General features: G+C 51.4%; 8 protein-coding genes. 2 read left to right on the top strand and 6 right to left on the bottom strand.

Going from position 1 to position 13,267, the window contains the following annotated elements; genetic code table 11:
* Positions 1 to 72: 72 nt before the first annotated feature.
* Entirely contained in the window at positions 73 to 1,692 is a 1,620-nt protein-coding gene (locus VFE46_16840; protein ID HZZ29667.1) for a hybrid sensor histidine kinase/response regulator, read from the bottom strand.
* A 204-nt stretch (positions 1,693 to 1,896) separates the two neighbouring features.
* On the opposite strand from VFE46_16840, the gene VFE46_16835 reads away from it, so the two are divergent.
* Positions 1,897 to 2,871: a C-terminal binding protein gene (locus VFE46_16835; GenBank protein ID HZZ29666.1), complete on the top strand. Its 975-nt coding sequence runs from the start codon at positions 1,897 to 1,899 to the stop codon at positions 2,869 to 2,871.
* Positions 2,872 to 2,950: 79 nt separating this feature from the next.
* On the opposite strand, the gene VFE46_16830 is transcribed toward VFE46_16835, so the two are convergent.
* The 5 genes from VFE46_16830 to VFE46_16810 form a co-directional block, all read right to left on the bottom strand.
* Positions 2,951 to 3,544, bottom strand: a complete 594-nt coding sequence (locus VFE46_16830; protein HZZ29665.1) for a pyroglutamyl-peptidase I — start codon at positions 3,542 to 3,544, stop codon at positions 2,951 to 2,953.
* A 22-nt stretch (positions 3,545 to 3,566) separates the two neighbouring features.
* Positions 3,567 to 4,532, bottom strand: a complete 966-nt coding sequence (locus VFE46_16825; GenBank protein ID HZZ29664.1) for an aldo/keto reductase — start codon at positions 4,530 to 4,532, stop codon at positions 3,567 to 3,569.
* Between the two features lie 69 nt (positions 4,533 to 4,601).
* Positions 4,602 to 5,687 carry a ferrochelatase gene (locus tag VFE46_16820; GenBank protein HZZ29663.1) on the bottom strand — a complete coding sequence of 362 codons (1,086 nt, stop codon included), beginning with the start codon at positions 5,685 to 5,687 and terminating at the stop codon, positions 4,602 to 4,604.
* A 490-nt stretch (positions 5,688 to 6,177) separates the two neighbouring features.
* The gene (locus VFE46_16815; GenBank protein ID HZZ29662.1) at positions 6,178 to 7,752 is read right to left on the bottom strand and encodes a FecR family protein; all 1,575 of its coding nucleotides are present in this window, start codon (positions 7,750 to 7,752) and stop codon (positions 6,178 to 6,180) included.
* 16 nt (positions 7,753 to 7,768) lie between these two features.
* Positions 7,769 to 8,311 (bottom strand): sigma-70 family RNA polymerase sigma factor, encoded by a 543-nt coding sequence (locus tag VFE46_16810; GenBank protein HZZ29661.1) that lies wholly within the window; start codon positions 8,309 to 8,311, stop codon positions 7,769 to 7,771.
* Positions 8,312 to 8,751: 440 nt separating this feature from the next.
* Here VFE46_16810 and VFE46_16805 point away from each other — a divergent pair.
* On the top strand, positions 8,752 to 13,267 hold a 4,516-nt coding region (locus VFE46_16805; protein ID HZZ29660.1), incomplete at its 3' end, for an autotransporter-associated beta strand repeat-containing protein.

Below are 13,267 nucleotides of genomic sequence, written 5' to 3'. Positions count from 1 at the left end.
AATTGACATAGCTTAGGTCTTCCATAAACTACATGTGGGTCAAAGGCATGTATTCCTGCGAAACACTGTGCTTTATGCCACGTTCAAATTTAATTGTTTTTTTGACTCAAGTGCGTCGACTGTCGTGCCAAACCTCATGCGTAACTCATGAGCCTGTGCCAAGGGCCAATTGCCGCAGTTTTGTATTGTTAGCTCGGGACAACAACCATGGATCCAATTTCGGCAGGTGCTTGTCCACTCCGCGCGGATACGGTTCATAGCATCCGTGGCAACCTCCGCAGATCCGTTAATTAGAATTAGCCATCGACCTGCCGATTTCATCCACGTGACATCTTGCGTCCGCACCGTACGTTGCAGGAACTCGTCGACTACGGGTAGGACGGACGGGTCGAACTCATTTTTCAAGCGCGCTTGCAATAAACCAATCGAATCAGTGCTGGATCGCACTTGCAATCCAGGAAAATAACAATCGAACACCGCCAGAGAATTCGCCTGCGGCAGGCTGAACGCAAACGTGCTTCCTTTTCCAAGACTGCTTTCGACTGATATCTCGCCCAGGTTCAGACAAACAAACTCTTTTACAATCGCTAAACCTAGCCCCACTCCTTTCGTACTAGATGCGATTTCGTGATTAAGCTGTGTAAAGCGATCGAAGATTAATTGCAACTTATCTTGTTCAATACCGTGCCCATTGTCGGTGACCCCAATCTTCAGTTGCGAGTTGTCGGCCACATGTGCCCAGAGCCTCACACAACCACCAGGACTGGTAAATTTAATCGAGTTGAGAACGAGGTTGGTAATAATTTGTCCCACTTTACCAGCATCACAGAAGGCGGCGGGCAAATTATCGAAGTTGTCGATTTCCAAACGAACTTCACCTCGAGCGGCTCGACGTTCCAGCATCGGTCGGATATGAAGAACGATTTCGGCCAACCGTGTTGGTCGCCGCCACATGCTTAGGATGCCTGCCTTTAACCGGCTGACATCCATCATGTCGTTGACCATGCATGCCAAGTCGTCAGCCCGGTCGGAAATAACTTGCGCAGAGCGTCGTTGTTCATGATTCATTGGACCGCAGATGCCATCGAGCAGTAGCGACGAGAATTCCTTGATAACTGTCAACGGCGTGCGAAATTCATGTGAGAGGTTGTCAACAAATTGGTGGGCAGTATCGCACAATTCCACCAAGCGTTCGTTCTTTTCGAAAAGTAATTTATTGGCGCCGCGCAGCGAGGTGATCAATCGTTGACGCTCAATCGCGTGCCGGATGCCGCGCACTAGCGCACCATTGTCGGTGCCTTTTACCAAATAATCTTGCGCCCCATTGTGAAGTGATTCGATGGCAGTTTGTTCATCGGCCAAACCGGTCAAAACTACGACGGGAATGTCGGGTAACTCGCGGCGCATCATCATTAACGATTCTAGTCCTTCGCTATCCGGCAGAAATAAATCTAGCAACACGACATCGACCGTGTTTTTTTTGAGGCAGTCGAGTCCATCCGACAGCGTCGGCGCCGGCAGTATTTTGAATGGTCCGCGCTCGGATTCGTTCAGTGCGGAGGTGATCAGTAACACGTCCTCCGCGTCATCTTCGACCATTAAAACAGTAACAGCTATATCATTGGCACAGTCCATCTCTTGCCCCTTTACCGCTGGTTCATCAAACTTATCTCTACTGCTGGTGTGCAGCATGAATGCCAATCATCGGATACGCAAAACCGAGACTCACGCACATTTGCTTCCGCAAAACCCTAGCCCCCTAAGCGTCTCGAAGGCGCTTAGCCAGGTCGCACTACCCAAGATTGCGGAGAACCGCAACCATTGCGTTCATAAAGAATTCGGCATAAATTTGCGGTGTTTACTTCCATCCACCAACTTCCTTGCGGACCCTGTATTATGCGTCGAGTATTGTTAACCGATTATGCATGGTCAGACTTAGATATCGAACGTGGTATTTTGAATGCAGTCGATGCAGAGTTAATTGTTGCCCAGCGGAAAGATGAGGAGGCACTCGCTCGCTTAGCGGTTGATTGTGACGCCATTATGACCAACTGGGCCAGAGTGTCAGAATCAGTAATTGCCGCCGCCGAACGATGCAAGATTGTTGCTCGCTTGGGCATAGGATTGGACAATATCGACGTACCCGCGGCCACTCGTCGCGGCATTGTAGTAACCAATGTGCCAGATTATTGCGTGGTTGAGGTAGCGGAACACGCTCTAGCGCTTCTTCTGTCGTTGTCGCGGAAAGCCGCATTCTATCACTACGAAACTAAGCAGGGGCGTTACAATTTACAGGCCGGTCCCGCTTTACGTCGAATCGAAGGTCAGACGCTAGGCATTATTGGCTTCGGAAATATTGGCCGGCGATTGGCGGAGAAGGCCATTGGTCTGAAATTGAATGTATTAGCAACAGGTCGTGCGCGAAAGAGCCAGCACGAATTGCCGACTGGCGTTAACTGGTGCGAACTCGACCAATTGTTGCAGATCAGCGATTACATCAGCCTCCATGTGCCTTTAACACCTGAGACCAAGCGCATGATTAGTGCGCCTCGTTTGGCGCGGATGAAACCGTCGGCCTATTTAATCAATACGTCTCGTGGTGGTTTAATCGATCATGCCGCTTTGGCCGCGGCTTTGGAGGCTGGCCAATTAGCGGGTGCGGCGCTTGACGTGCAGGATCCCGAACCACCAGATCTTACGCAGCCCCCATTTAACGATCCGTGCGTCATTGTTACGCCGCATGCGGCGTTTGTATCCGTCGAGTCGCTGGAAAATCTACGGTCCCGTACGGCACAACAAGTTGCCACGCGTTTGCAAGGAAGTGTACCGGAAAACGTAGTGAATCCGGAAGTGTTGAATACTGCCAAGTGAATTACCTTCGACACATGCAGAGCCCGCTGGCTAGCAGCTGTTTCTCAGACGCAACCTGCGATTACAAAAGTTCCAACCATTAAGTTAACTCCTCTAAGATGCATCGTACCGCGTTTGCAGAAACAGTTGCCGGCAGCGATGCGGTGCCATGTGGCTCGTTCACGACTTGGGAAATGTCCAGTGGCAGATGAATAAACGCAGACCGAGTTGGAAGCGACATTTTGCAGGCGAGATAATGTGACCAATACAGTGTTGCATTGCAAAGGTAAGTTCCCGCATGATAGGAAACCTGAGCCGGAATGCCGCCGCGCCGCAATTTCACTGCCCATTCCGAAAGTGGCAACTCACTAAGGTAGGCTACGGGCCCATCGTCGGTTAGTGCGCGGTATTGATCGGGGGATTGGCTGCTGGAGCCGCCGATGTTTAGCCCGATCGCTTCCAGTTGAATTCGAGAACTTCCAGGAGCCTGCCCCAAGTGCAAAACGTAAGCGAATTTGCTTGATAAATCGGCTGCCAACTGCTCTTTCATTGCCAAGAAATCGATGGGATATAACCGTGTGGTAATTTGGGGATGATCCGGCAAATGCTGAGTGAGATGTACAAGTGCAAGCCAACTGGAGTTCGCTTTCCAGCGGTCATACGGTTCAAATGCAGTGAGTAAAACGCGCGGCATGAGAATAAGTCTGTAGTCAGTTTCATACCGCTGTGCGAGAAACAATTTTGCCGCGCTGTTCAATGGCCTGATTGATCCGCTCGATGTATGTGCTGGAGAGCTTCCAGCCCATGGCGCCCGCGGTTTCGCGAATTTGCACAGGTCGCTTTGCGCCGCATAAGGCACTCGTGATACCGGGCTGGTGAATTGTCCAATTTATCACGATTTGAGGTACACTATGACCGATTTCGGCAGCAATCGATCGAAGCTCATCTAGAAAATCTTGCGTCTTTTCCCATTCCTGTCCTTGATACATGGGATATTTTTTCCGGCCATCCTGTGAATCAAATTGATGATTTCGAGCAAATTTTGCCGTTAACAATCCTTTCATTAGCGGCCAATACACGCATACGGCAACATTGTGTTCAAGGCACCAAGGAAGAATATCGAGTTCAATTTCTCGCTGCAGCATATTGTAACAAGGTTGGTATGCACTTAGAGGGCACACTGCAACGAAGTCGCGCAATTGCTGCAGGCTAGCGTTCGAGATACCGACGCACCGGGTTTTACCTTCTTCCATTAGCCTCCGCAATTCGCCAGCTGATTCGGCTATCGAGACTTGTGGATCGGGTGCGTGCAGATAAAGCAACTCAACCCGGTCAGTGTTCAACCGCCGTAAACTTTCCTCGCATTGTTTCCGAAGTGTAGCAGGCCGCGCGTCGGAAACCCGTTGGCCATTTACATCCCAATGAACTCCACTCTTGGTTGCAATCACAACCTCAGCACGCCGCTCTTTCAGGGCATGAGCCAACAATTTTTCACTTTCTCCTTGCCTACCATAACAATATGCCGTATCGAAGAAATTGATTCCTGCGCCCAAGGCAGCGGCAATGGTCGCCAAACTGTCAGATTCGTTGACGTCCAGCGAGGTCATACCCGCCATTGGCCACGTGCCAAGCGCAACACCGGAGACTTCGATTCCGGTTGTACTCAACGGGCGTAATTGCATTGATAGTAGGCTGGAATAAAAAAGCAGAGTTGAATTGAAAGTGGCCGATCAGTTCGTCTTCCGCAGTCTTCACATCGCGGCACGTCCGCTTAAGCAGCAATCTTCTGCGCAGACATCAGGGCAAGGTCTAAGTTTTCCCAGAGTAGGTCGATCATTCATTTCGGTCATTCGTTCCATAATTAACTCTTGTATCATTTTCACAAATCGTACATCAGTTCCCACTGTTCCAACACGGATCATATTGATCCCCAATTCTTCGGCCGTTGCTTTCGCTTCCAGGTCCAAATCGTAAAGGACCTCAATATGATCGGAAATGAAACCAATGGGAATAACTACAACATCGTGCACACCATCTGCTGCTAGTTTTCGAAGGTGATGGTTGATATCGGGCTCCAACCATGCCTGGGATGATGGACCACTCCGGCTTTGATACACCAAATTCCAATCGTCATGTCCTATTGTCGAAGCCACCAATTGGGAGGCGTCGCGCAACTGCAGTTCATAACTGCAATTCGCGGACATTGCCAGCGGGATACTGTGTGCCGTAAAGACCAAACGGGCGGATCGCCGTCGGCCATCTTTTTCTGGAATTTGCTTCAAACCCATTGCAGCGCGCTGAATCATTGGTTCAATAAAGCCAGGATGATTGAAATACGTCCGGAGCTTATGCACCCGCGGTGCATCAGCACCGAGCTCAGCCTGTGCGGCGGCAATGTTCTTGAGGTATTGACGGCAGCTGGAATACGAACTGAATGCCGAGGTAAAAAACCCCAGTGCGTGGCGCACCCCATCGGCGCGCATTTGACGCAAGATATCGGCCAAAAAGGGATGCCAGTTGCGATTGCCCAAATAAACCTGCAGATGAATATCGTGTCGCTGCAATTCCGTTTGGAGTGCGGCCGCCAGCTCTCTGTTTTGCGCATTCAGGGGACTGACGCCTCCAAAATATTCGTAATGCTTCGCCACCTCAAGCAGTCGTTCTCGCGGAACATTGCGGCCCCGCAACACGTTTTCTAAAAAAGGGATGACGTCTTGAGAAGCTTCGGGGCCGCCAAATGAGACAATCAATACTGCCTCGTAATTTGGCGCGGTTCTGCCGATGCCACTGAGGACAGGCTCGGCGTCTGCGTTGGACTTGGTTTCCGAAGACAACATCAAATTGCCGCTGATTCTGCTCCGCAAGCCACGGGATTTGGAGTCCTCACCATTGGAACCGAGGATATTATACACAATCTGACAGCGAGCGTACGGAGGCTTGGCGCTTGCTGGATTTTGTGATTAACACCGAGATAATTCGGCGGAGACGAGTCGGTTAAATGGCTTCCGTGTTAGGCATGAAACCCAGTACTCGCAATTCCTCGATGAATTGCTGAGTCTGGTTTATGGATTGGCCAGTTACCGGTTAGCTCCGTTCGTCGACGAAGAGCGGCGCACTCGCAGCGGTGTTGTCGACGCAGGTGTGGATTGAAGCCGTTAGTGCGCGCTGCAGCACCTTGCAATTACATTCAGGCATCCACCAACCAATAAGAAAACCAAGCGTGCGGGAACAGGTTTAGAAGCGCAACTGTTGAACACGCAGGACGTGAGCTATCTTAAGAGTAAACGAAAGATGAAACCTCATGTCCAAATTTCAGACATGAAGGAACTAACGAGCCTTAGCCTGTTGGTCATTTGATGCACTACCGCTCGTGGGGACAGCAACAATTCCATACATGTTGATGTCGACAGTGGTTGATTCCGTCGGTCCTAATTTAACCGAACAGGGCCCCTTCACGTCACGCACCCAGATTGACGAAACATTATCAACACTAACCCCTGGCCCAACGCCTGGATGATGATTCGTGTACCACACTCCGTGGACATAAAAAGGGCCTTCATCGACACCGATTTCGTCTCCTGTATTGCGAAAATTATCCGTTAGCCATTGTGGCGGCGGGATACGTTTGTCGAATAGCACATACAATTTTGCGGCACGATTGAGCGTTACTGAAATCTCAATATCGTGGTTTACTTTATCGTTATTAAATGTTTTGACATAGTCGCCACCCAGCAAGTAAGCCGGCATCCCTCTGGTCGTAACGCCATTCCATTCGTGCGCTTCACGATCGGCAAACGCCTTGACGTCTTCTCTCATTGCGCCTGGCACAATCTCATAATAGTTCCAAGCATCACGCAGGATGTTGTCACGGACAGCGGTAATAACCGGCGGTCGCCGCAAAGAATCCCTTGAGGGTGAATCAGAATAGCGCTCATCGGTAATTGCGACAATTCGGCTTGCTGTTCCAAGAGCGTCCAAGTGCATCCCTTCGCCAATACGGAGTCGTTGCCGCCGAGCGATTCCTTCTTCTTGATTAACGTAATCTAGGTTGACTTCTCCTTTAAAGACCACAACATCGGTTGCGCCCACCTCAGTGACCTGAATGCCAAATTCGGTGCCTAAATCAATGACCGTGGCTCGCGGCGTCAGCACGGAAAAGCCTTCTGCTCCTTCAGCCACTCGCGTTGTTACAGTACCTAACAGTACTCTGGCACGCATATTGGAAATTACTTGAAACAATGCCGGAGCATGCAAAGTGACTACGGTGCCATTGGTGAAGGTAAGTTTCATCATTCCCTTAGTCGCGCGAATCGTTTCCCCACTGCAAATGCTTTGGGGAGGTTCGCTTTGCGTTTGGCTGCCTTGGTCCAGAAACCATTGGCAGTCTTCAGAGTGATCGGTCACTCGTGCCAGGACGATCGGAGGCCGATCTGATTCAAGAGTTGGACTCGCCAAATGGGCTTTTTCAGCAGCAAGTTGACTGGCACTAGGCCGGGGTGCATCTTCGCGCGTCCTTTCTACAAAATTCCAGCCAAACACTCCAATCAGCAACAAGGCAGCCCATCCCCAGCGCCAGCGATAAATTCGGCTGGAAGAGAGCATATACTTTCGCAACAACGCCGGCGATTCTGACGGCAGAGTAGAATCGGAGCAGTCGGTGATTTTCAGCGGTAAAGAAGTAAACGTTTCCAAATACTCTTTTGCTTTGGCATGTCCTTGCATATGTGCGTGAATCTGCATAAAGGCAAGGAATATTTCCCGCGCAGAGTCACTCGTAGAAAGCGATGCCTGCAACTGTTGCAGGTCGGCTTCGTTGATTACGCCGTCACACCACGCGGAAATTAATTGGCGAAGCTTCGCACCGTCAAGATTAGCCGATGATAGCGAGGAATTCGTCGACATGACCGTTCCAATCTGCCTAAATAGACGGGTGCGATTCTTGCGCAATCGCACTTTGCACGCAACGGAACAAGGTTTCTCGGATCCTCGACAACGAGCTATAAATCGTACTCAGTGGCTTGCCCAATTGTTGAGCGATTTGCGCGGTGGTTACATCGGAGCGATAGCGAGCATCCAGCAACCATCGATCTTTGGCAGAAAGTTTTTGCAAGCATCCGCTCAAGGCGATCTCACGCCGATCCCAATCTTCAACGTGCTTAATATAGTCGGCGGCGAGGGTATTTAAGAGTGCTTCGTCAAATAACAACTTGTCGGTTGCAGCTTTACGGCGAAAACGAAGTACCTCGATCAAGGCCATACCGCATGCCCAGCGGAAAAAATCCCTATTAGAATCGTACGCTTTTCGATTTTTCCAAAGGGCCATGCTAGCTTCTTGCAGTAAATCGTCGGCTGCCCCGCTGTCGCGGACAAGCGTTGCGATGTAGGAGCGCAGCCGAACCTGGTTTTTTGCCAGAAGTTCAACAAATGCGTCATCCGGGTTGGTATAGCGACTCGCGTCCATTCTGTAATCTCAATCGCATCGAGTATAAACCACCGCCTATTTATCCGCCGCATGGGGTAAGAGTTACGAAAAAAATCACAAAGAATCTCGAAATTCTTTCAGGCAAACATTGGTTTTTAACCCAATCATATTTTGACCTTCGGGCATTCAAAGGCAGGTCTATTTGCGCTGATCTTTGATTGTAAGCCGGGATAACTGGCGAGATCGAAGAACGCCGCAAACGGCCTTCCTATGGCAATAGGTCCTTATCTTCTGCAGATACCGCACGAATCGAGGCTGGTTTGAAGCAGGCTTGTGGCAAATTATTTGCATCCGGAGGATTTTTTTTCGTAATTGGCCGTCTCTATTGCGGAATTTAGTATGCCGGATTGATTTTGGGGATGCTAATCACTCGTAATCGCAACATCTAAGAAGCGGTAAACTCGGGGAGGGATTTAGAAATGCTACGTGCTATCTTTGTGCGCGCATCGGGGTTGAAGGCCAATTTTGTAAAAGCAACTTTGGGGACCGCATTGCTCGGCTGGCTGCTCTTAGCCGCGACCACCGCCTTCGCTGCAACCGAGACCTGGGGACCGGGCGTGTCAGGCTTTGAATGGGGAACCAGTGGCAACTGGACTGGCGGAAATGCCGTGCCCGCTACCGGCGATACGCTGATATTCGATAGCACCGGCAATAGCAGTTCCCCCAGCGATGATAACCTTGGCAATGCTTTTTCGATTGCCACGCTGAACTTTGTCAATGGTGCAAACGCCTATACGCTAACCAGCAATTCTGGGGCAAATGACCAATCCTTGGCGCTGACGAGTTCTCTTATCGATCAGGCAAGTGGCCAAACGGAAACATTCAATTTTGCAATTACCGGCACCGGTACGCTGTTCATGGGCGGCCCAACATCATCGCCAGACGGCAATGGCGGCGCAACGCTGGTGCTTAATGCCAACGCAGGATTTGCCGCACTTACTTCCAGTATCAACAATGCTACGGGGGATACGCTCCAACTTGGCAACAACAGCACGCTGACGGTCAATGGCAACATTCTGGTGGGCGGCTACAACCCGACCGCCGCCTCAACCAGCAAGCTGACCATTGCTGGAACCACTCTTGGGACAGGTAGCCTGACAGATACCGGAACTACAAATACTTTAGTAATCGGTGGCGTTACAAATGCGCCTGGGTCGGCGCTTACCGCAACGTTGGATTTATCCGGCCTGAATACCTTTTCGTTTACTGGCCAGGAAGCTGACATTGGCGGCAACCAGTCCACTTCAACGACAACCCCCACGGGAAATCGCGTTGTCGCCACTATGACATTGGCTGCCGCGACGAATACCATCAAGGTGACTTCAACCACAGCCGGCGTAAGCGTCGGCGGCGGAAGCCCGAGTAATGGAGGAACTGCTGTTCTTAACCTAAGTGGGACCGGGACCAACACGATTTGGACTCCCACGTTGTTCATTGGAACAGTGAAGTCGAACGGCACGGTGCAGTTTGGCAGCGGATCGGGTGGGTCATTTACTCTCCGAAATGCCGCAGGCACTGGACGGGCAGCCATCGTCGTTGGCTCGCATACCGGAGCTGGCACCTTGTCCGCGCACGGAACATTAAACCTGAACGGTCACTCGCTGGATGTGATGGCGAGCACCCTGACCGTGGGCGCGGATACTGCGGCCAGTACCGCCGGTACTGTCTCGAGTTCCGTATCGTTCGACACAGGGACGTTCGACGTTACTTCAATCATCCTGGGGCAAAGAACGGGGGCCGCCCTGGGAACTACCACCGGCACGTTGACGATGGGCGGCGGAATCCTCAACGTGAACTCGGCTGGAGGCGGCTCGTTTGTCCTGGGCAGCAATGGTTCTTCAGGCACCGGCAGCACGACGGGGGTTTTTAATCTCAGCGTTGGTACCGCAAATATCCTCACTAACATCACTGTGGGCCCCACCGGCAGTGGAACTACTGGAAATATCAATTTCAGTAGCGGCACTTTGAATATGGGTAGCGGCGCGGTGGCCACCAATTTCGCGATTGGCACTGCCGCTATTCCGGTTTCCAATTTCAATATGCCCACATCCGGCAACACCGGAACAATTCAGAACCTCGGCGGCGGTGGCATCTTTGCCAACGGCGGAAGCGGCAGCACAAGCGGTCTTGGCGGACTGACGATGGGCGATTCTGGAACGCTGATCCTGAGCGGTAACAACACCTATACCGGCACGACAAATGTGAATAACGGCATCGTGCAGTTTGGCAGTACGACGCCAGCGGTGAACAGTACCATCAATATGAATGGCGGCAACGTGGCCTTCAGCCCAGTTGCACTCAACACCTATCAGATCGGCGGCCTAGGGGGTAGCGGCGGGATCACGCTGACAGACACCGGAGGCATTAATGGTGTCACTCTCAACATCGGAACGGCGGGTGGAAGTTATTCCGGATCGCTCACAGGCAACGGCGGCCTGAAAATGGCAGGCACCAACGGAACCACCGTGCAAACACTCAGCGGAATTAATAGCTACAAAGGCAACACCACCATTACCTCTGGAACTTTGCAGCTTTCCGGCGCCCAGCTTTACAACGGAGTTTCTTCGCCCGGCACAGTGTTAGTAAATGGCGGTACACTCGCAGGTTCTGGCACCATCAGCTCTGCAGTGAGTTTGACCTCTGGCACGATTGCTCCCGATGCGTTTTCGCCTCTGAATGTCAACAGCTTAAATATGAACGGTACTGGCGGTTTGTTGTTTACTTTGAATGGCGGCAGCCTAAGCGAAATTGTGGTTGGCGGAAATGCAACACTCACATCGGGCTCGCTAGCATTTGCACTTTCGGGTATTCCCAGCCCGAGTGCTTCTCCGTACACAATTTTGGACGATAGTGCAGGAACCTTGAGCAATTCGTTGGTCTTCAGTAATCCATATATCGTGTCTGGAACGCAGTTCACGGTGTCCAAAGTCGGCAACACGCTGCAAGTACAAATTCTTAGTCCGAGCAATCTTACATGGGTCGGAAATTTGTCTTCGGGGAAATGGGATGTTAACAATACTCAAAATTGGAACAATGGAACTGGCCCCAGTGTATTCAAACAATTTGATACCGTTACGTTTGATAATAGCGCTAGCCCTTCAAATACGAATGTGAATATTGTTGCTCCGGTCACCCCAAGTGCTTTGTCGAGTATTGTTGTAACCTTTGCCAATGACGTCTCCCATCCCTATGTGATTAGCAGCACAACGGGCAATGGCATCGGTGGAATCGGCGGATTAACTGTTAATAGCAACGATGGCAATGGCACGGTAACGCTCCAGACGGTCAATACCTACTCGGGTAATACAACAGTTCAATCAGGAACGCTAATTCTCAGTTCCGGCGGCTCGATTGCTAGCCCCAACGTCATTGTCAATGGAGGTGGGCTGACGATCAATTCTACAAGCTCTGCTGCCGCCACTGCGATTAACATCAACAATAACGGCGCGGTAAATGTGAATTCTGGTGGTTCGTTGACCGGTGCCGGCCTCACGGTCAACGTAGCCAACTCCAGCGGAACCGGCTTCACTGTCGCTAGCGGCGGAATAATTCCTGTCACGACCAACCTGATTAACAATGGAACCACGACCTTTGGCTCAAGCCAAGCAATCGCCACGCTTAACGGGACAAGTTCCAGTGCGGTGCTAACGCAAACGGGTACGCTAACTGTAAATAATGGTGGAACCTACGCTGGGGCAATCAACCAGAGCGGTTCAGGCGGGTTAACGGTGGCGGGTGGATCGCTTCTCTTGACCGGTCCGTCCAATTATACCGGAGCCACTACAGTTAACCTTAATACCACCCTGCAAATCGACGACGGCACTCTCAATACAGGCAGCTTGAGTTCGAATACAGCTATCACGAACAACGGCACGTTGATTTTCGCCCGCACGGACAGCCCGACGATTGCTAATTCGATCTCTGGCACTGGTCTGCTCGAGGTCAACGCTAACTTTGGCACGACAACGTTATCTGGCAACAATAGTAGCTTTACTGGCACCGCCGGCATTTATTCCGGCACGTTGGTTCAGGGTTCTGCCAATGCCTTGGGCGCCGGGACGGTTGCTCTGTTCGTTGGCCAACCAGAGCCGACTCCTGCCAGCGGGATCAGCACTACCACCGGCAGTTTGACTCTGGCTAATTCCACGGCGGTGGGCAGTTTTTCGGCCCTCAGTGCCAATACCTCCACCACTCCCACCAGTACAGTCACGATTCCCACAGGCACTACGTTAACCGTCAACGGCGCGTTCCTCATTGGTTCTTCCAATTCAAGTGGATTCACCTATGACAATACGACGAATTTTACCGGGAGGGGCTCGTTAGTTGTGTCTGGAACTGGAAACTTTATGGTCGGGCAGCCCAGCAACAACGCCGCTGGCGCTAAAGATACGACGAATTCAGATATGTCGCCACTGACTAGCGTCAGCGTTAACACCACCGGCATTTTTGCAGTTGGTTACGGTTCAAATTCTCGCGGACTATTGAGTTTGGCTGACAACACCACGGCGGGCATGCCTGCCAACTCCATCAACGCCACTGAAATAGACGTCGGCAACAGTCTGTCTGATAACAATGTCGGCCAATCTGTTTTGACGTTAGGCCAAGGAACGAATGTTCTTCAGGCTAATACCATCAACATTGGCCTGGGCAAGACCAGTGGCTCGATAACATGGTCGTCCGGTTCTGGGTCCAGTTCGTCGGTCAGCATCGCCGGCACGGGAGGCGGATCGGCTGCAGCGAACATTATTGTAAGCGGTCAAAACAGCACGACCTCAGCCGGCGGCAATTCAAGCTTATTGCTCGCAGGGCACATCGCTAATGTTCAAGCTGGCTCGTTGGCAATCGGCGAGAATATTGGCAACACCGCCGGCGGCGCGAACGGAACGGTAACATTTGATACCGGTAGTTTCGATGCTGGATCGTTGACGATCGGCG

This window comes from Pirellulales bacterium (genome assembly GCA_035656635.1).
Taxonomy (GTDB): Bacteria; Planctomycetota; Planctomycetia; order Pirellulales; family JADZDJ01; genus DATJYL01.
The sequence above is the reverse complement of the archived record's forward strand: the minus strand, read 5'-3'. Positions and strand labels throughout refer to the sequence as shown.

Coding starts and splice junctions, on each gene's coding strand:
- VFE46_16830 (HZZ29665.1), bottom strand. CDS start 3,544: ATGCCGCGCGTTTTACTCACTGCATTTGAACCGTATGACCGCTGGAAA.
- VFE46_16815 (HZZ29662.1), bottom strand. CDS start 7,752: ATGTCGACGAATTCCTCGCTATCATCGGCTAATCTTGACGGTGCGAAG.
- VFE46_16840 (HZZ29667.1), bottom strand. CDS start 1,692: ATGCTGCACACCAGCAGTAGAGATAAGTTTGATGAACCAGCGGTAAAG.
- VFE46_16825 (HZZ29664.1), bottom strand. CDS start 4,532: ATGCAATTACGCCCGTTGAGTACAACCGGAATCGAAGTCTCCGGTGTT.
- VFE46_16820 (HZZ29663.1), bottom strand. CDS start 5,687: ATGTTGTCTTCGGAAACCAAGTCCAACGCAGACGCCGAGCCTGTCCTC.
- VFE46_16810 (HZZ29661.1), bottom strand. CDS start 8,311: ATGGACGCGAGTCGCTATACCAACCCGGATGACGCATTTGTTGAACTT.
- VFE46_16835 (HZZ29666.1), top strand. CDS start 1,897: ATGCGTCGAGTATTGTTAACCGATTATGCATGGTCAGACTTAGATATC.